Source organism: Alteromonas sp. ABH4_452, from assembly GCF_056311825.1.
The window spans coordinates 225,038-244,937 of record NZ_CM149973.1 but is presented as its reverse complement, the minus strand read 5'-3'; the positions used below and the strand labels follow the sequence as shown (position 1 = coordinate 244,937).

At 44.3% G+C, this 19,900-nt stretch carries 14 protein-coding genes; 4 read left to right on the top strand and 10 right to left on the bottom strand.

Going from position 1 to position 19,900, the window contains the following annotated elements:
- Positions 1-9 precede the first annotated feature (9 nt).
- On the top strand, positions 10-1,779 hold the full coding sequence (locus ACYX4N_RS01015) for a BCCT family transporter (protein ID WP_476055326.1): 1,770 nt from the start codon (positions 10-12) through the stop codon (positions 1,777-1,779).
- 247 nt (positions 1,780-2,026) lie between these two features.
- Here the strand turns inward: ACYX4N_RS01015 and ACYX4N_RS01010 are convergent, their stop codons facing one another.
- The 5 genes from ACYX4N_RS01010 to ACYX4N_RS00990 are packed head-to-tail and all read right to left on the bottom strand — an operon-like array spanning position 2,027 to position 6,640.
- Entirely contained in the window at positions 2,027-3,025 is a 999-nt protein-coding gene (locus ACYX4N_RS01010) for a hypothetical protein (RefSeq protein ID WP_334058813.1), read from the bottom strand.
- 21 nt (positions 3,026-3,046) lie between these two features.
- Entirely contained in the window at positions 3,047-3,952 is a 906-nt protein-coding gene (locus tag ACYX4N_RS01005; protein ID WP_476055325.1) for a hypothetical protein, read from the bottom strand.
- Between the two features lie 15 nt (positions 3,953-3,967).
- The gene (locus tag ACYX4N_RS01000) at positions 3,968-5,287 is read right to left on the bottom strand and encodes a transglycosylase SLT domain-containing protein (RefSeq protein ID WP_476055324.1); all 1,320 of its coding nucleotides are present in this window, start codon (positions 5,285-5,287) and stop codon (positions 3,968-3,970) included.
- A 13-nt stretch (positions 5,288-5,300) separates the two neighbouring features.
- Complete coding sequence (locus ACYX4N_RS00995) at positions 5,301-6,074, bottom strand: ETEC_3214 domain-containing protein (protein ID WP_476055323.1); 774 nt, start codon at positions 6,072-6,074, stop codon at positions 5,301-5,303.
- 14 nt (positions 6,075-6,088) lie between these two features.
- Entirely contained in the window at positions 6,089-6,640 is a 552-nt protein-coding gene (locus ACYX4N_RS00990; RefSeq protein WP_476055322.1) for a hypothetical protein, read from the bottom strand.
- Between the two features lie 336 nt (positions 6,641-6,976).
- On the opposite strand from ACYX4N_RS00990, the gene ACYX4N_RS00985 reads away from it, so the two are divergent.
- The gene (locus ACYX4N_RS00985; protein ID WP_476055321.1) at positions 6,977-7,618 is read left to right on the top strand and encodes a hypothetical protein; all 642 of its coding nucleotides are present in this window, start codon (positions 6,977-6,979) and stop codon (positions 7,616-7,618) included.
- Positions 7,619-7,665: 47 nt separating this feature from the next.
- Here ACYX4N_RS00985 and ACYX4N_RS00980 read toward each other — a convergent pair whose 3' ends face one another.
- From ACYX4N_RS00980 to ACYX4N_RS00965, 4 genes are all read right to left on the bottom strand, one after another.
- A complete protein-coding gene (locus tag ACYX4N_RS00980) occupies positions 7,666-7,914 on the bottom strand; it encodes a DUF2960 family protein (protein WP_476055320.1) in 249 nt (82 codons plus the stop codon).
- Positions 7,915-8,133: 219 nt separating this feature from the next.
- The gene (locus ACYX4N_RS00975) at positions 8,134-9,012 is read right to left on the bottom strand and encodes a nuclease-related domain-containing protein (RefSeq protein WP_476055319.1); all 879 of its coding nucleotides are present in this window, start codon (positions 9,010-9,012) and stop codon (positions 8,134-8,136) included.
- 87 nt (positions 9,013-9,099) lie between these two features.
- Positions 9,100-12,393, bottom strand: a complete 3,294-nt coding sequence (locus tag ACYX4N_RS00970) for a DUF3427 domain-containing protein (RefSeq protein ID WP_476055318.1) — start codon at positions 12,391-12,393, stop codon at positions 9,100-9,102.
- A complete protein-coding gene (locus ACYX4N_RS00965; protein ID WP_476055317.1) occupies positions 12,393-13,007 on the bottom strand; it encodes a class I SAM-dependent methyltransferase in 615 nt (204 codons plus the stop codon). The genes ACYX4N_RS00970 and ACYX4N_RS00965 overlap by 1 nt, the downstream gene beginning before the upstream one ends.
- Positions 13,008-13,190: 183 nt before the next feature.
- Between ACYX4N_RS00965 and ACYX4N_RS00960 the strand changes: the two genes are divergently transcribed.
- Positions 13,191-15,284: a TonB-dependent siderophore receptor gene (locus tag ACYX4N_RS00960; protein ID WP_476055316.1), complete on the top strand. Its 2,094-nt coding sequence runs from the start codon at positions 13,191-13,193 to the stop codon at positions 15,282-15,284.
- A gap of 500 nt (positions 15,285-15,784) precedes the next feature.
- Positions 15,785-18,511, top strand: a complete 2,727-nt coding sequence (locus tag ACYX4N_RS00955; RefSeq protein ID WP_476055315.1) for a TonB-dependent receptor plug domain-containing protein — start codon at positions 15,785-15,787, stop codon at positions 18,509-18,511.
- Positions 18,512-18,635: 124 nt separating this feature from the next.
- Here ACYX4N_RS00955 and ACYX4N_RS00950 read toward each other — a convergent pair whose 3' ends face one another.
- Positions 18,636-19,856 carry an acyl-CoA dehydrogenase family protein gene (locus ACYX4N_RS00950; protein ID WP_476055314.1) on the bottom strand — a complete coding sequence of 407 codons (1,221 nt, stop codon included), beginning with the start codon at positions 19,854-19,856 and terminating at the stop codon, positions 18,636-18,638.
- Positions 19,857-19,900 lie beyond the last annotated feature (44 nt).

Sequence of the window (19,900 nt, the reverse complement as noted above, 5' to 3'; positions counted from 1 at the left end):
GGATCGTGTATGAGTAGTAATACCCGAGATGCAGCCTCATCAAAGGCTAGCACTGAACAGGAAACCGCGTTTAGCGTAATCGATAAGCCTACGTTTTTCGGCTCTCTTATTCTTCTTCTTTCCGTCACCATTCCCCTTATCATTTGGCCCGACCAAGGCGCACAGTGGGTAGCCACGGCCAAAGAATTCGTCACAAGCAAACTGGGCGTTTTATACCTGTTACTTGGTGTAGGCGCAGGTGGCTTCATGGTGTACATCATGTTCAGCGACATTGGCCAAATAAAACTGGGCGAGCCTGAAGAAAAGCCTGAGTTCTCGCCGGTATCCTGGGCTGCTATGCTATTTTGTGCCGGTATTGGGGCGTCTATCTTGTACTGGTCAATGATTGAGTGGGTGTACTACTACCAAGCGCCGCCGTTTCACATAGAAGGCGAGACTCCAGAAGCCGCAAAATGGGCCGCGGCCTACGGTATATTCCACTGGGGGCCGTTAGCCTGGGCTATCTACCTTATTCCTGCGGTACCTATTGCCTACTTCTACTACGTACGTAATCACAGCGTACTTAAAATATCCGAAGCCCTAATGCCGGTAATAGGCGAGAAAATGGCTCATGGCTGGCTAGGCAAAATTATCGATATCAGCTTTATTTTCGGCATGTTAGGCGGCGGGGCCACCACGTTAGGCTTGGCTGCACCTATGATAAACGAAGGGGTGCACGAACTATTCGGTGTACCTAAATCGCTAACTACGCAGGTGGTGGTGCTAATAACCTGTACCGCCATATTCGGCTACAGCGCGTATGTAGGTTTAAAAAAGGGCATTAAGCTGCTGTCAGACATTAACTTTTGGCTGGCCGTAGGGTTACTGTTATTTATCTTCATTGTTGGGCCCACGCTATTTATGGCCAATACCGGCTTAGACGCCTTGGGCCGAGTAATGAGTAACATCATTAAAATGGCCACATGGCTAGAGCCCTTCGCCGAGTTCAACGGCTTTGAAAACACCCACTTTCCGCAAGACTGGACTATTTTCTACTGGGCTTGGTGGCTGGTGTTCGCGCCAAGCGTAGGCTTATTCATTGCCCGTATTTCAAGGGGCCGTACTATTTGTACTATGGTGGCAGGCTCTATGTTCTTCGGTACTATGGGCTGCTTCTTATTCTTCATGGTAATGGGGAATTACGGCCTGTATTTACAGCTTTCAGGTGAACTAGACGTAGTTACCATACTGAACCAAGAAAGCCCAACAGCGGCTATTTTTGCCATGCTGCATACGCTGCCGCTCGACTATTTAGTTATTTCTGTATTCACGCTACTGGCGCTTATATTTACCGCCACAACGTTCGATTCCATTTCTTACATTTTGGCCGCCGTAGTACAAAAAGAAGTAGACGAAGAGCCACTGCGCTGGAACCGTTTGTTCTGGGCCTTTGCGCTATCTTTCATGCCTATAGTGCTTATGTTTGTGGGCGGGTTAGAAACACTGCAAACCGCATCAATAATAGGGGGCGTACCGCTATTAGCCGTAGCCTTTATGTTGTGTATTGCTATTGTACGGGCCGCAAACTATGACATGCGTTACCAGCCCGACTACTCGGTAAAAGAAATCAACATAGGTGAGTTCCCAGACGACGACCCATGGAGCGAAGAGGGCAGTTGGGACATTGACGAGGAAGGTGAGGAGGCCGAAGAAGACGTGCCCATTGCCGCAAAACCCAAACCGCGCGGGCCGAAAGACCATATTGAAGGCGACCCGCACAGTAAGCCGTCAAGACTGTAGTTTTTAGTCGTTCAATTATAAATAGTGGTTAAGCTATAAAGCAAAGCGCAGCCAATTGGCTGCGCTTTTTGTTTTAACACACTATATTTCACTTTCACATAAAGTTCGCAGTGTTAACGTAACCAAGACCAGCAGTCTAGGTAGTACCGGCGCGGGTTTTGTGTTCTCGCTTCGACAGCCCAAGAATGGCTATAAAGAGCCAAGCCTGCAGTAAGAGCTGCAGGCTCAGTTTGAATTGCTTGGCTAGTTACTTCGTTAAGTTCTTTAGAGAGCTATTCCATTTACAGCCAAAGCCAGTGCATTCACCAGAAAGCATTACAATCATGCCACGTTTAATGCGCTCTACGCTGTCACCTTCCACTTTAATGTAAGACTTACTGTTAAAAACATTGTCTTTGTCTACCATTTCGCCCGAAGCAATCTTCACTAACTCTCCATCAATTTCTTGGTATATAGCAACGGCAGCTTCTTCTTTCGCACCATGTAAACGGCCTAAGTTCGTTTCAAAGTATATTTCACCTTCGGCCTTTTTAGCTCCGGTGATCATACCTTGCGAGCTTACATACTTGCTCAGCGTGATATAATCATCGTCCCCTTTTACCAATAGATCAGCAATAGCGCCCTTAATTGCGCCATTTATCATGCTTGTCTCGTCACATTTTTTGCTTGGTGGGTTTTCTTTTGAGCCGCTTTCTCTGCCAGTTAGGTTTACCGAAATAATCTGTTTCATCGAAGGCAACGCGCGAATTTGAACATTTCCTTTCACTTTGCCTGTGTAGTCGCACTCGGCTGGGTAACGGATGGTTTCTCCGTCTTTGTTTTTGCGTGAGTCTGCCTTTTCGTATTCACTACTCCAAGAATAGTCTGTAATGGTCGGAATGATCAAAAACTTAGCTTCTACAGGCCCTTGGTAGGCTTCGTAGGTTTCTGATAAGTTTTCTTTTAACTGAATTTCATCAATGAAGCGTTGTGCTAGTTGACGGTCTATAACTTCGGAACCACTTTCGTTAACAAACGCAGTCATATTGTCTACAAACATACTTTGAATGAATGACGGTACATCGCTTTTTACGCCTGGTGCAACTAAAAGCTTATTGCTTTGAACGTTGGCTGCATCAATGGGTGCGCCGGGCAATGCTGGTATATTAAAATCAGGGTAAGTTGGCAACGCCGTTGGGGCAGTAGAGCCGCACGCAGTGATGGTAAGTGCAGCGGCTAAACTAGTTAAGTAGTGTGCTTTTCTCATTCTCTCAGTACCTTTAGGTTTTTATTTTAGTTTCACGCGTTGCAGTAACGCTTGCTCTGCTCTAGCAACAGACTCACTGCTAGATTTGAAAGAGGCGCCTTTTACTTTGATGGAATCTTTAAACTGCAACGATTCCCTTTCATCAAAAACAAGGATTTCAGCGGTTAAAATGGTGAAGTGCGTCTTTTTAAACATTGAAGATTTGGCTTTTATATTTAACTGCACGCTCCCCGTGTTCTCACCTTTACTAACCACGTCAAATCCTTGCTTTTTCAACAGCGCTTTCGTTGAATTCTTTAGTGCGCTAGTTACAGGCTGTGAGAAGGTTAGGGTGTAACGGTTACGATTTTTGCAGCGTTTGTAAGTGCGGTCGAAAGTGTTAATGGTGCGGTTAAACTGAGTTTCAGCGCCCTCTTCGCTGCCAATGCCTATGTATGCTGGTATTAACTCGTTAAGCAGTGTTCTTTTATTTTCTTCATTACTTAACGTATAAAAGCACGAAGGCGCGTAATGATTCTCAAATTCTTCAAGAACAAACTGTAAGTCACTGTTTATGGTGTCGAGTTGATGTTTTATAGCGCGTTTAACTTGCTCGCGTTCAACCCGTACAAGCACCTGCCAAAGATTATTCTTTTGTTCAGAATCAATGACCTCTACATTGGGTAGCTCTATACCTCGGCTCTCAGCTATTACTTGTGACTGGGCATCAACTTGGGTTCTATTAGCGTGTTTTGTTTGGTTGATTTTGGTGCTTACGTTTACCCTTGTAGCCAGTTTCATCACAATATCTGCCATGGCCGCTTTTTGCGCGAGGTCGTAGCTAGTGTCGGTACCTATGCCATAAATGTATTTTTCTGAATCTGGCGGTAATTCAACGGCCGCTGCGGAAGATAGAGCAAATAGTAAAAGGTAAAGTAGTTGTCGCATTATCGAACCTCGGCGCTAAATGTGTTGTGAAAAGTACGCTTTACTGCCTAATACTTTCTCTAAATAGCGTTGCGTTTCTGTGTGTGTTTTACTTTTTATAACTTGCATCACTTGCTCTGGCGTCATCTGATTAATTTTCTCAATAGCTGCCATCCTGCCGCGCTTACCATTGTTGAATGCTTTTGAGAGGTTGCCTATGCCAGTATTATAAGCGGCTATAGCGCAGTACAAGCGGCTGGTGGGGTTTTCAACTTCTTTAAGATAACGCGTCATTAAAATATTGAAATATGCGCTGCCATATTCAATATTGCGTTCGCTGTCATACAACTCTTCAGGCGTTGGCTTTTTATCACTGGAAAATACTTGCTTATTCACATCTGCGCCTGCGGTGGCAGGCACAATTTGCATCAACCCGTAAGCGGGGATATGTGATTTGGCCAGGGGATTAAAGTGGCTTTCGGTTTCCATTACTGCCAGCAGGGTATCTTCGGCTACTTGCCAACGTGAAGCCTGTTGTGAAACGGCATTTAAAAATTCAGCTGCTTTTTCATAACGCGCCCGCTGCAGTTGTATTTTATAAGAACGCGTGTTTTTGGCTGTTGCGTCAACCTTTGCTTCAGATACTTCATTAAGTTGTGTAGTGAGCGTCGCCACTGTTTTTGTGGCTTGTTCTTTTGTTTGCTTCGGCACATTTTCTCTTGAAGCAAACTGTTCAACTTCTTTTATCTGCTTCTCTAAGCGAGCTTTAGTTCGTTGCGTAACTAATGCAGCCTGTTTTTCTTCGGGTATCACCTTTGCAGCAACTATCGATTTTGCTAAATCAGCATCACTTTTTATTCCCAATGCGTTAAGCAAGGTAGGGGCTGCGCTTTTATTGTTTTTTAGCGTGGGAATGTGTGCTTTTTTCGCTGAGTTACCGTCTAAAATGACAAACTCAGGGTTTACTTCTCTTGCTTCAGATGCTGACAACTTTAGCGTACTTTCAATCGCAGCTTTGACTAAAACGTTCTGTTCTTGTTCATTAAGTGTGTTGAATTCGTCGTCACGAATACTCACCTCAATAGTGTCTTTTTCGAAATCGGCAATGACTTTTATATTGTTATCGTTTGAATATGCCACGTACTCAGTGGTTGAACTCAGCTCAGCTACGCCCCATTTTTCGATTAACTTTTCTTTAAATGCTTCATACCGCTGGGCGTAATCGTTAGCAAAGCGTTCGTACCTCTCTTTATGCTTTTCCTTATAGGCATCAAACTTTGACTGTTGCGCCACTGAAGGTGCGCTTAATAGCATCGATGCAATAACTGCCTTCTTTAACGCTCTGCTTTGCAACATGGCAAGTATGTCCTTATTTCTTGTAATACAAAGAGTATTCAAAATTGGTTAAAACTGAGTCGGCAATGACTGATAGGTCATTTTCACCTGCGCCGTAAAAGTTATTTATGGCTTTCGTAGTTAACTGCCTCACTTTGGTTAACGCCTCTGATGATGTCTCATCCATATTTAAGGTGTTGTAGATATCTCTCAGTTCTTCACTGGGCAGTTGTACCTCGACACCGTAGCTGATAGCACCAAAGTAGTTGTTAACGAATAACTTTTCTTTACCAAGCTCTTCCTTTACTAAAAGGTATTCAATATTGTTGAAATCTAGCGTGAAATCTTCAATAGTGCCGTAGTTATCGGCAATGCTAGTTTTGTCGCCGCTAGCGGTCTTTGTGAGGAGGCTATGCGGCACAAAGTCATCAATTAGGCTTGTGATGGTGTATGCACTTACACGGTTTTCTTCTACTATCAGCGTTAGTATGTATTTTTCTTTAAGGTAATAAGCAAAGCTGATTTCATCATTGTATTTACTGGTTTTGATTAACTGCGGCTCGCCAATAAGGTTTTTTATGTAGCGTAAATTACTGCCTACATTTATACGATCTAATGCCTGATATTCATATTGATGCGTGAAGTTAGAAAGAGTAAGTCGCCAGGCTTCAACAATAACGTCTTTAGTGTCTCCCCACTGACCTAAAGCCATAAGACCAAGAGCACCTGCTACAAAGTATTCATAGACTGATTTTTTGCGAGCAGGCGCGTTGCCAGCGTCATCCGAACTTGCATTATTTTCACTCATTACTTAAACCCGTACTATTGCTGATTTTCCGACTTTAAAAAGTTCAGATAAAGTAATGTTTCATCTTCTGGACTTAACTTAGTGGGGGCACTATTGATAACGCGTTCAAATAATCTCTTTGCGTTGTCTTCAGAAACAGTGACCAATGCACACACATTTTTCTGTTGACCCATTTGAGCGTAATCGACCTTAGATACTTTCGAACCCTGAAGAGCTTGGTTCACGAACTGTGTAGTGGTGGTAGAAAAGTCAGTATTAGTGGTACTGCTACTAGCACTAGATACCGTTTGTGCATATTGTTCTTGTAGAGATGATACGCGAGCATCTAATTGGGCGGCCAACTCAGTACGTGCCATAGTAGCAGCTTGAGTTTTATCCATAGAAAAGCTGTTTGATGCTGCTACACAAGATGATGCTGCTAAACCGGACTCTACTGTCGGGTTTGTTACCCAAGAGGGCAGGGTCATCCCCATATCTGTAGCATTTGTTTTTGGTGTTGAGTTACAACCTGCTGCTAAAGCAAGCGTAGTAGATAAAGCGATTAACTGAAGGTTGCGTTTAAGCACTATTAACTCCATTTACATTTGCGGACCGGAACACCGCGTTCAAATCCATTTGATTGCATATTGGCTATATTAGCGCCATTTAATTTAAATTACATAGAAAAAACAGAGCGTGACTGTTATTTTTTATAACTAGGTATGTAAATAAATACTTTTTGCTTCGAGAAGCGTTGTTCCCGTCGTAACAAACTTTTAATAACGTAACTTTCGAAGTTAGCGCCAATCCACCAATTGTAGTTTTTAACACGCCACATTTCACTTTCACATAGAGTGCGCTGTGTTAACGTAACCAAGATTAATAGCACCTAAATAGCATCAACCATTCGAACAAGTAGCAGCATGTCAGTAAAGAATTACCAAAAATTCTACCAGCCATTAAGAGCTGTGAATTCAAAACACTTCGGGCGTTGCTTTTATTGCGGCTGCGAAACTGCACGGCAAGACTTTATTCCACCCATAACATTCATTCACGACTGGCAAAGCGGGCATCTACAGGCCGACTTCATTTCCGTGCCTTCATGCAACGAATGCTTCGACCTGCTAAAAAACGAAAACAACGGCACCCTAGAACCCAGAATAAACACCTTAAAAAAGCGATTGGCAGAAAAATACAAAAAGGCCGTGAGGGTATATAACCACTGGAGCATGGAAGAAATAGAAGAAATGGACGCGGCATTTCAAATAAGCCTAAAAGGCGGCATGCGACTAGGTAAAGAAACCCTTTCACGCCTACAGTTTGCTGGGTTCGACTATGAAGTAAACGGCAGCATAACGCGGGTGGCAAAATCCCAGAACCAAGTGTTTAAAGTGTTCGATGAAGACTTTAGTAGCTTTAGAGAAGCGCTAGCCTTTGCCAGCGCTACCTATAAAATAAAGAAAAGCCGACTAAGCCAGCTTTATTTCGACAATGATGAAAGCTTTGATAGGGCGATTGAGGCTTTTCATGGGTTGGTTGAAGACCATCAATCAAAAGCTGATTGATGGTATTAGACTTCTGAGTCAGAGGTTCGAACCCTATCGGCCCACCATTATTCTTGACCGTTTTTTAAGAAGTACAAGTCAGAAAACCCCAGTTTTGCAAATTCGGTATCTCTGAAGTTTCTTACGGTTTTTTTGTCTTTACTGATAGCGGCAAGTTGCTGTTCAGTTTGCAGGAACTGTGAGAGGTCTATTCCTTCAGCATCGGCCACAGCTTCATGCATATTTTGATGGCGGCTGTAAGAAAAATTTATCTCTTTTGCCACACCTTTAAACTTATAACGTACTTTATGGGCCATGTTCTACTCAAGTTGGTCGATGTAATTCAAAAACGGTTTAACCGATATTATAAACTCAATTAGCGTTAATTATTACCGTAATGAAAAAGCGGGTGGCAAAACCATAGTGCGAGGTTTTCGATGAAGAATTTAGTCGCTTTAAAGGAGTGCTGGCCTTTGCACTCCGGAGGCAAGGGTCATGGGTTCAAGTTCTTTACATCTCTAAGAACCAGGCACAAATCAAAATAGATCCGACCCTCGCATTGTTAAAGCTTCAAGTTGATGGTTAATACGATCTAGAGATGAATTGTCTAATACGGTTTTTTTAGACATAGCATAGTGTTTGGTTAATGAATTATGATTCATAATTGGAATAACAGGCTTTTGTTTATATTCTATGAACCACCCAGGAATAACTACTACGGGGCTAGCTACCACACTCATACCGGTGCTTTGAGTTAACTGCTTACTTAGCCAATCTGCTTGTCGCTTTGCTTGCTCAACCGTCGACGTATCTGTGTAATGTGGGAACTGAATTTTTTCGCCCTCTACGGTTAGTTTGTGAGAACTCTTAGAGTTTTTAACGTTTGGTTTCCGCCTTCCTTTAGTTTCGATAGCTAACACACCTCCAGGGAACGTTAGTACATGGTCAATATTGAAATTAGGTGCCTGTACGTCGTGAAAAACTCGTACTCTATTGTCTGATATTTTCGACAAAGCGAACGAAACTGCCCACTCGGCTTCTATTCCTAATCTGGCGATTCTAATTTTACTGAAGGCTCTTAATGCTTTGGACAGCGAATAAATAGCGGCTGCAAAAAAGATAATGCCGTATATCAACCAGTTCTTCGATACGTCCACGAAACCTAGCAGCTCAGTAATTGTTGGTAATGAAAAAGGCAGTTGGAAATATAAGGTTGAGAGTAGTGTATATACCAACATGTCTAGCGAAGAGTCTCTATGCTGCTGCAACAATGTAAAGGCAGGGATTCGTGCTGTACGTGCATAGTCAAAAGGTATACGTGATTTTTTATCTGTAATCTTGTTGTAGCAAGCGGCGAAAAGTATCACTAACGCGAAGGGGAAAAGAGATATCGCCATTACGAAAAGTATTTCCATGTACAATCCTTGTTTTAAAGTACTTTAAAATTTTAAGTTGAAATGATGCGCCCGTGAACCTGCGCATTTACTTAGATTAATCACAACTTAACTCAATAATTCCCAAGTCACATTCATCGGTTTTTCACTCTCATGTTTAACGTATTGCACTTCGCCATAAAACATAAAAGGTGAGGCTGTTTTCCCTCTCAATTTGCTCTCTCGAACGAAAAGGTAAACGCGGCTACCTAATTTCTGGTGCTCAACTATTTCTCTTCCACGCTTGTTTCCTGGGAAAGTATTATTTTGCGATTGCCAATGAAAATGTTTATCGTCAATAAAATAATCATGGTACTGATGTTCGCTGCCTTTCCCTTGTTTGTTTAGAGTAACTAACAAAATCTGAACATTCTTCTCTTTGAGCACCACATGTCCCGATTGCCAGTTACCAGGATTAAACTCTTCGTTGAAAAGTGGCGGGATTTCTTCGCGCATTAGCTCTTGCCCTACAAAAAGTTCTAATGGGTCGACTTTTCCTTTTAGGCGGGCGAAGGTCACCATTTCTTCACTTGCTATCATGTCATCATAATCTGGATTAGCAGCTCTCAAAGTGTAAGAGCCATCTGGATTCTTAAGGACTTTTCGCAGTAAGTATTGATTGTCGCCAGTTTCATCTTGCCTTTCGATAGCAACTGTCGTGTTGCTAATGCTACCCGCGTTATTTGGCGTGATTTGTTCCAATAGTAAATAGTCACCATCGTAAATAGGGTTCTTGCCGCCATTCATCGAGTTACCAGATGCGCGAGCAATAAAATGTCGCGAATTATCTATATTCCCATAGCCGTAGGGTGCATTTACAAGCTCAGATACCTCGGCATTACCCGTTTTGAAATGGCCACAAGCTATTTTAATATTTGGGAAAAATGGTAGCTGTACTCTCTCGGGAAATTGGACAACATTACTTGTTGAAGGAGTAGTTATAGATAACCTTTTGTGCTTGTAACTAGCAAGGCGCTGTTTATTAATCTCAACGGTCATTGATAAAAACAAATCATGTTGAATTGCTGAAATACTTTGCTTGAAATGGAATTGCTGATTACTAATATCAAACCAAGCAATTTTCGATTCAGGCTCCGCAGTACACCAAAATTTAATCGGGTTACTACGCCAGTGCGCACGCCATTCTGATTTACTTAACGAGGCTAGTTGTTGTTTGCTTTCTGGTAAATCTGAAATCCATTCTGGGTTATCTAAAAACCACTGCCGTGCCCATTCTGCTAAATCATCAACACTTACCTGTGACTGAAAAGCTTTATGCTCAATCAGCGTGGCAAGTAACACCAACTTGTAGCATTTCGAAGTACGAGTAACAGCTAGGTCTTTAAACCACTGTAGGTGATCTTCAAGCACTTCCAGCTCGTCAGCTTCAAGGTCGCCCTTGCTATCAACAAACTCCCACCATGATCCTCGATTTCGTCTAAGTTTTTCTAGACTCGCGCCGGATTGATAGAACTCTGTATAAGTAGGCCTTCTACCTAACGTTTCTTTTAACTTATCGTATTGAATATCAAGCTCGTCTTCAGAGAGGCTTGTAAGGAAATCGATGAACTCTAAATCAAAGTTTACATAACACCCGTCTGGAAGTAGTTTGTCTGCATTTTTGGCGAGGTCGACTATTTTCCTGCGGTTTTGCGGTCCATCTATAATGCTAGCAAACAACATTTCTGGGCGGTTTAAAAAGCTATGATGATTGCCCACAAAATCTAGAATAATAAGTCTATCCTTTCCTTCACTTTTACGAAGACCACGCCCCATTTGCTGTAAGAATAGAATTTTTGATTCAGTAGGCCTAAGCATTAATACGGTATCGATCTTCGGTAAATCGACGCCTTCATTAAATAGGTCTACCGAAAACAGTATTTTAATTTCGCCGTTGTTAAGCTTTTCTAGGGCTTCGCTGCGCGTAAGAGATGAATCAGAGTGGACGCTCGCTGCTGCTATACCTTGTTGATGGAAGTAATCTGCCATGTAATCGGCGTGTTTGCGCGATACGCAAAACGCTAGTGATACGTCTTGTGACTTTACTTTCCACTCAGAAAGCACATGTTTTGCACGGCCTTTGGTCGCTAATTTATTAGATAGCTTTTCAGGGTCGAATTTACCATTGCGCCAAGGTAGGTGCTCGTAATCTACTTCTTTGTCGAATATTCCGAAGTAAGTGAAAGAGCACAATGCCTCTGCTTTTACGCCATCAAACAAGTCTTGCTGGTAAATAAGATTGTTGTCGCATAGCTTAAGGATATCGCTTCCGTCAGTTCTATTCGGCGTAGCGGTTAAACCTAGCAAGAATGACGGAGTGAAATGCTCCAGTAAACGTTGATAACCACCCGCTGCGGCGTGATGAAACTCGTCTACAACAATATAATCGAAAGCAGTAACAGGAAACTTAGCTAGATGAGACGACTGTCCGATGGTTTGGATAGAGGCAAACAAAAAGTCATATTCCTCATCCTTTTGCCTTCCGCTGTATCGACCTACCTTTTTGCTTGGGTGTATCTTAAGAAAGCTAGCCTCTGCTTGAAGTAAGATCTCTTCGCGATGTGCCACAAAAAGTACTTTTTTAGCATCTATCTGCGCCGCATCAAAGGCCGCTAGGTAGGTTTTGCCCATACCTGTCGCTAGTACCACTAAACCTTTCTGAACCCCTTCTTCTCGAGCCTGCTTCAGTGCTGCTAGTGCTGTTACTTGGTGCTCTCTTGGCTCCGGAATTTCATGCTCTTTTTCATCTGGTAACGATGCAGCAGATTGAATTGGTGTAACAACCCTTGCTGTGTTGTACCTAATTTCGTAATCAGCTATTAAGTCGTAAGTTAATGGCTTAACTTGGGGCAATGTGAAAAGGTAGCGATACTGCTCCCGAATTTCTTCAATTCGGGCCATGGCTTCTTTGTCGTGATCATTCGGGTAATCAATTCGATAGTTCCACTCTATACCGTCGGTAAGGGCAGTTTTACTGATGTTACTAGAGCCAACGAACGCTCTAGCTGAAGTTAATGCTTCGCCACTATTTTTGACAAAAATATATGACTTTAAATGAAAGCTCGTGGCCTGCTTGCTTTCAAAGATTTGGATGTCAGCGCCTCGCTCCTTAAGCAACATCAAACGCTTTAAGGCTTGTGGTTCAGTTATGTTCATATAGTCTGAAGTCAGCAATGACAACTTAACATCACGTTCTTCTGAATTCATCGCATCTTCAATGTCTTGAATGATAAGGCTTAGCCCTGACATACGAATAAACGAAACTGCTATTTCTATACTTGTCGCGTTTTTAAGGGCATCGCGAATTTCATGTAGAAGGTATTGCTGGTTTCTACCGGTAACCAAATAATTTGTAGCAGTCATTATCCCTTCACCACCTCAACCGTAACCCACTTCACATCATCTCGCTTCAAACCATCCTGACTTGGGACAGGGTTTAAGTTGCGTGCAGTAAGTCCATTGCTTTGCGCTAAAGCCGCCACTTCCTCATAGTTTACAGGGTGCATGGGCCGTGCTTCATCGTTTGGGCCGAACCGAAGGCTTATGTACATGGTTCCGTTTTCCGAAAGCAATTCTGCTAACCGTTTTAACGCAGGTGGCCTTTCCGCTTGGGGCAAGTGCATCCATACCGCTGAAAGCAGTATTAGGTCGTATGTTTTTGGCTGTTGGGGTAGGGCGGTAAGGGCGGGTAAGCTGGCGTTACACCATATAACACTGTTATGTGAATTAGCTTGTGCTAGATTTCTTAGCTCATCGGCAGGCTCTACAGCTATTACTTTCCACCCTTGTTCAGCTAGCCAGTTGGCATCGCGGCCACTGCCTGCGCCTACATCTAGCGCGGTGCCTGCTTTGGTATTCTGTAGAAACGCTTTCCAATCGCTGTGCACACTTTCGGCGTCTACCGAGTTATACAAATCGTAATAGTGCTGCGCTTTTTCGCTGTAATGCGTAATGGTGTTTTTTGTACTGCTAGTCAAAACGTCGATGCCTCCCTGATCTAAAGTACAGATTATCGCATTACCCTCAGCGCAGCCAGCGTTACAGCATTTCTCCAATCATCATTGCGTAAATAAAAACAATTATCATTTAAATTAAGTTTAAGCTGTTTTATACTCCCGCTCGAAAAAAACAACCCTTCAAAACCAATAACAGAGAAAACCATGAAATTAAGCAGTTTATTTGCCCTAACGCCTATCGCGTTTGCATTGTCGGTAAATGCGCAAACTACGCAAAACGATACGGTAGAAGTTAAAGAAGCAGACGTTGAAAAAATTCGTATTGTTGGCGTTCGTCAAAACCGCGTTAGCCGCGGTGCAACGGGCTTAACCATGGAAATTAGCGAAACGCCGCAGTCTATTAGCATTCTTTCTGAAGACTTAATGCAGTCGTTTGGTGCGTTTAATATTAATGATGCGCTAAAGCTTGCGCCGGGTATTAATGTAGAAGAGTGGGAAACTAACCGTACTAACTACACGGCCCGTGGTTTTGAAATTAAAAACACCCAAATTGACGGTGTGGGCCTGCCGAACGACTGGGGTATTGTTACCGGTTCTGTAGAAGCTTACGGTTATGAAGAAATTGAAGTTATTCGTGGTGCTAACGGCCTGCTAACCGGTGTGGGTAATGCGTCGGGTACCATTAACTATGTGCGCAAGCGCCCAACGAATGAAGAGGGCGGTGAAATTGGCGCAAGCATTGGCTCGTACAACTTTAAGCGCGTGCAGGGCGACTATTCAATGCTGCTTACTGAAGACGGCCGCTGGGCAGCCCGCGTAGTAGCAAGCGTTGAAGATAAAGAGTCGCACCTTGATGGCCTAGAGAACGATCGCAGCTTTGTTTACGGTGTTATCGACGGCCAGTTAACTGATAACGCTACCGTAACCTTTGGTTTGTCTTATCAAGATGCGAATACCGACGGCAACACCTGGGGCGGGCTAGTGTTTAATTACACCGATGGCACCCAAGCCGAGTGGGACATTAGCGATACCACGGCACAAGAGTGGTCGAAATGGGATACCGAAACAACCAATGCCTTTGTAGAGCTAGACTACGTTTTCGATAACGATTGGCAGTTACTACTTAGCTATAACTACCGCGACTTTGAAGATCAAAGCAAACTGTTCTACGCCTACGGCGCAATTGATAAAGACACTGGCTTAGGCCTTGTTGGCTGGCCGGGTCGTTACGACTCAGAGCGCGATTCTCATCTTGTAGAAGGCCGTGTATTTGGTGATTTCGAGCTATTTGGCCGCAATCACGAAGTGAACTTTGGGGTAAGCCACGCTACCAGCGACGATGTGTCTTTTGTTCACGCATTTGATTACGCTGCAACTTCTGCCTATGGCCCAACGCCTGCGTTCCCTTATGCGCTTGACGCGATTGCCGAGCCAGATTGGCTAGCTGCTGCAGAGTATTCAAATATTGAGCAAAACCTAACCCGTTACTTCGGGTCTGCGCGTTTTAGCGTTACCGATGCAATGCATGTTATTGCTGGCTTTAATGCGATTGATTTTGAGCGTACAGGGCAAAATGCTGGCGCGGTTATCGATAACTCAGAAAGCGAAGCCAGCCCTTACGTTGGTGCCACTTACGCGGTAACTGAAGATGTGAACGCGTACGTAAGTTATTCAGACGTGTACCAGCCGCAAGAACAGTACGACATTAACGGCCAGTACCTAGACCCAACTAAAGGTCAAAACTTTGAAGCGGGCGTGAAAGCCCAATGGTTCGACGACCGTTTATTAACAACGTTCGCTTACTTTACTGCAGAGCAAGATAACTTGGCGGCCTATGCAGGCACCAACCCAGAAACGCTACAGTATTACTATGAGGGCGTATCGGTAGAGTCTGATGGTTTTGAAATTGAAGTAGCCGGCCAGGTAACCGATGCACTGCGTGTTAACGCGTCTTATACCGCTATCGACGTAGAAGACGAGCAAGGTAACGATGCTAATCTATGGGCACCGCGCGACGTAGTGACATTCCAACTAGCGTACACAGTACCGCAAGCACCAGAGGTAGAAGTAGGCTTTGGTGGTCGTTGGCAGTCTGAGATAAGCAATGTTGATTACAACGTTGAGCAAGGTGCGTATTTCTTGGGTAATGTGTACGCATCGCAAGCGTTTACTGAAAACCTAACCGTTCGCATGAACATTAATAACATCTTCGATAAGAAGTACATTAACAGCCTGCACACTGTGGGTTACTACGGCGCAGGCATTAACGCCCAGCTAAGTGCTTCGTATAGCTTTTAATTAAAGCGCTATATTTAAGTGATGGTAGCTAATCTTTTAGGGTTAGCTACTGCTTCGCTTTTAATTGGATACCATGCCCGCAGTGTAAGTGCATACCTAGCAAAACACAGTGGGCATTTTTGTTTCTTAATTTTAATTCCCTCGCATTACCTGCTAGCAAGGCTATGCGCTAGTTTTACGCGCAAAAGTGCGGCCATTAAAAACCTAAAGTATCGTTAATCCTTTTTGCCTCGCGCTGCCTACCGTCGAAAGCACCGCTAATTCTATCCTTCTGTAAATTCGTTAAAGCAGCATTATCCTAAAGGCTAATATAAATTGCGCCTTGTGAGTGATAATTGTCTCTTTCAGTAAGATTTTTTAGTTATTCTGTTCTAATTATTCAGTATTTATTAGTTTGGCTGTCACACACTTTTACTGCAGCTACCTATAAATATTACCCACGCCAATAATAAAAATATTAAAACCATATAAAAAACAACAAGTCTTGAAGGAGAAACACAGTGGATCAAGGTAACTTCCCTAAGGGGAAAAAACTTAATCGAATAACCTCAGCCATTATTGCTAGTTCACTGCCGTTTTTTGCGGCAATGTCAGCGCCTACTTTTGCACAAGAAGCAGAAGAAAAAGCAGAAGATGTTGAAAATATCATTGTAACCGGTACGCGTATGAGCAACCGCTCTGCAGCCGACTCGCCAGTGCCAGTAGACGTAATTACCGGTGATGAATTCCGTCAAAACTCGTCTAGCGACGTGCAAGATATGCTGCGTACTAACGTACCGTCGTTTGATGTAAACACCCAGCCAATTAGTGACGCGGCTACCATTGTGCGCCCGGCTAACATGCGCGGCCTATCACCAGATAACGTGTTGGTGTTGGTAAACGGTAAGCGTCGTCACCGCGGCTCTATTATCTCTTTCCTAGGTGGTGGTATTTCTGACGGTGCGCAGGGTGTGGATATTTCAGCAATCCCTTCGCTTGCGCTAAAGCAAGTTGAAGTACTGCGTGACGGTGCATCGTCTCAGTACGGTTCAGACGCTATTGCAGGGGTGCTTAACTTCTTGCTTCGCGATGATGATGAAGGTTTTGAGTTCCGCGCAAACTATGGTTCTACTTATGAAGGCGATGGCGATAACTACACTATTTCTGCTAACGCTGGTTTCTCACTAGGTGCAGACGGCTTTGTGAACATTACGGGTGAAATTCGCGATGTTGAAGGTACCGTACGTTCAGTAGTGCGCGACGACGTACAAGGTATGGTTGATGCGGGTTACTTAAGCCAGTCTGACTTTTCTACTATCAATACCTATACCAATGAAGTACCACAGTATTGGGGCCAGCCAGACGTAGAAGACGACTATAAAGTTTTTATTAACTCAGCGTATGAGCTAAACGACAAAGCCGAGCTTTACCTATTTGGTAACTACGGTAAACGTACGGTTACCGGTGGTTTCTTCTACCGTAACCCGGTAACGGAAGGTAGCCAGCGCGGCGGTGTATACGCAGGTCCATTGGTTGACCCACTAACAGGTTTAGCCGACCCAGACGGCGTACACTCAGTACTTGTAGGCGACCTTGATGGCGTTGGCGTAGGTGGAAGCTGTATAGACGGTATTCCTATTGGCGGTAATGGTAATGTATTTCCAGACCCAACGTTCCTAGCGCAAGTACAGGCAGACGATAACTGCTTCTCGTTCATCGAAACTATTCCAACAGGTTTTGTACCTCGCTTTGGTGGCGATAACGAAGACATGGCGTTTACTGTAGGTGTACGTGGTGACTTAGAAATTGGTAACGGATTAGGCTACGACTTCAGTGCACAGCGTGGCTCTAACCGTACTGACTTCTTCATTAAAAACACCATTAATGCCTCGTTAGGCCCAGATACGCCTCGCGACTTTGTACCTGGTGGCCAAGAGCAAACCGAAACCCTAGTTAACCTTAACTTTGTGTACGGTGTTGATGTAGGTTTAGCGTCTGACTTAAACGTTGCGTTTGGTGCTGAATACCGTAAAGAAGAGTTTGACTTATTTGCCGGGGATGAAGCGTCTTATGCGCTTGGTCCGCTAGCAAGCCAAGGCTTCTCATCTAGCTCGAACGGTTTTGGTGGTTTTCCTCGTGATACTAGCTCGTCACAAGACAGTAACGCGGTCTATATTGACTTGGAAGCTGACGTAACAGACCAACTAACCTTGCAAGCAGCGCTGCGTCGTGAAGACTTCAGTGAATTTGGTGATACTACCGACTTTAAACTGGCCGGTATTTTCCACGTAACGGACGACTTCCGTTTACGCGGTGCATACTCAACCGGTTTCCACGCGCCAACAGCGGGCCAGGCAAGCATTACTAACGTTACCACGCAAAACGTGAATGGTGTGCTAATTGACCAAGGTACACTGCCATTATCATCGGCGGCAGGTCAGCTAGCGGCTGATTTCATTGAAAGTCAAGGCAACGGTCGTCCAGAGCTAGGGCCAGAGGAAGCGGTTAACTTCTCATTCGGTGCATCAATTGATGTGGCAGATATGAGCTGGACCATCGACTTCTACAACATTGAAATGGAAAATCGTGTAGCACTAGGTGCCAACGTAAACTTCCTAGATGCGCTTAATTTCGCTGGTGGCGGTACAGACTACGCAACCGTATCTGAAGCGCTTACTGAGCTTGATGCGTCGGGTATTATCGACCGCTCAGACTTTATCGGTCTAGATGACCTATCGCAGTTCCGCTTCTTCTCGAACAGCTTCGACACCACTACACGCGGTATCGACATTGTAGGTAACTACAGCTTCGATTTATGGGAAGGCAATTCACGTATTACGCTAGCGGCAAACTACAACGAAACCGAAGTAGACGATGTAGGTACGCTTAACCCTATTGGTGAAGGCCGTGTTGCTGCAATTGAAGACTTACTGCCAAACCTTCGCGGTAATATTTCTTGGACGCACACGCAAGGGGCACTTCGCACTCTAGTTCGCGCTAACTACTACGGTGGTTGGGACGACACAGGCAATGGTGTAGACGGCATTGATGCGGCTATTTTGATAGACGTAGAAGCCAAGTACTCTTATAGCGAAAACCTTGATCTTGTTATTGGTGTGAACAACCTGTTCGACGAATACCCAGAAGAAAACCCAAGCGCAGGAAGCTTAGGTCAGCTTTACTCAGAAGCTAGTCCGTTTGGTTTCAATGGTGGTATGTGGTACGTGCAGGCACGTTATACTTACTAAGCCTTAAAGCAATAAAAAATGCCGTTTCATTGAAACGGCATTTTTGTTTCTGGCCCTAAATTGGGCGCCTTATAAGTAGGCTTCTATCAAGCTTGCTTTGTTTTCAAACGCCCTTGTAGAAAGCTTATTGATATTTTTTAAGTTCTAACCTAGACACCATACCCTTGTGCACTTCGTCAGGGCCATCTGCCAAACGAAGGGCTCTTGCGCCTGCGGCAAATCGCGCTAATGGGAAGTCGCTACACATGCCTGCGCCACCGTGAATTTGTAGTGCCATATCCACTACGCTTTGCAACATGTTTGGCACTACCACTTTGATGGCTGAGATCTCTGTCATAGCGTGTTTCACGCCAAGGTTATCTATCTTCCACGCCGCGTGAAGGGTAAGCAAACGCGCTTGCTCTATTGCCATACGAGCATCGGCTACGCGTTCTAAGTTGCCACCTAAACGGATGATAGGCTTACCAAAGGCAACCCGTTCGTGTCCGCGTTTAAGCGCAAGCTCTAATGCTTTTTCTGCCATGCCGATAGCGCGCATACAGTGGTGAATACGGCCAGGGCCTAAGCGACCTTGTGCTATAGCAAACCCTTTGCCTAAACCCATGATAATGTTGTCTTTGCTTACGCGTACATTGTCGAAGTGCATTTCGCCATGGCCGTAAGGCGCATCATAATCGCCATAGGCATCTAGCATGCGCTTAATGGTAATTCCGGGTGTGTCTAGCGGCACTATCACCATGCTGTGGCGGCTGTGCTTGTCGTTGTCGGGGTTCGATAAACCCATGAATATAGTGAATGCCGCGTTAGGGTGCCCTAAGCCTGTCGACCACCACTTTTTGCCGTTAATAACGACGTCGGCACCATCTTCAATGATGGTGGCGGCCATGTTGGTAGCGTCAGACGAAGCAACATCAGGTTCGGTCATGCCAAACACCGAGCGGATCTCTCCAGCCAGTAAGGGTGTGAGCCACTTTTCTTTTTGTGCATCGTTGCCGAAATGATAAAGCACTTCCATGTTACCGGTATCTGGCGCATTACAGTTGAAGATTTCGGGGGCAAATAAGTATTTACCCATGCGCTCTGCCATTGGCGCGTATTCCAGTGTGGTAAGGCCTTCACCTAGTTCAGCATCGGGCAAGAATAAGTTCGCTAAGCCTGCTTCACGTGCCTTGGCTTTTAGTGCCTCGGTGCCAGGGTGTAGCTTCCAGTTTTTCCAGTCGCCGTGGTTATTCTCTTTATGATGAAAGTCGTAAACCTCATTTTCAATTGGCGCAATATGCTCAGCAATGAAGTTATCCAGCTTTTCTAATAAGGCTTTGGTTTTGTCGTTATGTGAAAAATCCATAGGGTACCTTTATTTTTAAATTGTTCGCTTTAGTTTGTAATGCT

Excerpts from the sequence above, each read along its gene's own strand:
- ACYX4N_RS01015 (WP_476055326.1), top strand. The coding sequence starts at position 10 with ATGAGTAGTAATACCCGAGATGCAGCCTCATCAAAGGCTAGCACTGAA.
- ACYX4N_RS01010 (WP_334058813.1), bottom strand. The coding sequence starts at position 3,025 with ATGAGAAAAGCACACTACTTAACTAGTTTAGCCGCTGCACTTACCATC.
- ACYX4N_RS01005 (WP_476055325.1), bottom strand. The coding sequence starts at position 3,952 with ATGCGACAACTACTTTACCTTTTACTATTTGCTCTATCTTCCGCAGCG.
- ACYX4N_RS01000 (WP_476055324.1), bottom strand. The coding sequence starts at position 5,287 with ATGTTGCAAAGCAGAGCGTTAAAGAAGGCAGTTATTGCATCGATGCTA.
- ACYX4N_RS00995 (WP_476055323.1), bottom strand. The coding sequence starts at position 6,074 with ATGAGTGAAAATAATGCAAGTTCGGATGACGCTGGCAACGCGCCTGCT.
- ACYX4N_RS00985 (WP_476055321.1), top strand. The coding sequence starts at position 6,977 with ATGTCAGTAAAGAATTACCAAAAATTCTACCAGCCATTAAGAGCTGTG.
- ACYX4N_RS00980 (WP_476055320.1), bottom strand. The coding sequence starts at position 7,914 with ATGGCCCATAAAGTACGTTATAAGTTTAAAGGTGTGGCAAAAGAGATA.
- ACYX4N_RS00975 (WP_476055319.1), bottom strand. The coding sequence starts at position 9,012 with ATGGAAATACTTTTCGTAATGGCGATATCTCTTTTCCCCTTCGCGTTA.
- ACYX4N_RS00970 (WP_476055318.1), bottom strand. The coding sequence starts at position 12,393 with ATGACTGCTACAAATTATTTGGTTACCGGTAGAAACCAGCAATACCTT.
- ACYX4N_RS00960 (WP_476055316.1), top strand. The coding sequence starts at position 13,191 with ATGAAATTAAGCAGTTTATTTGCCCTAACGCCTATCGCGTTTGCATTG.
- ACYX4N_RS00950 (WP_476055314.1), bottom strand. The coding sequence starts at position 19,856 with ATGGATTTTTCACATAACGACAAAACCAAAGCCTTATTAGAAAAGCTG.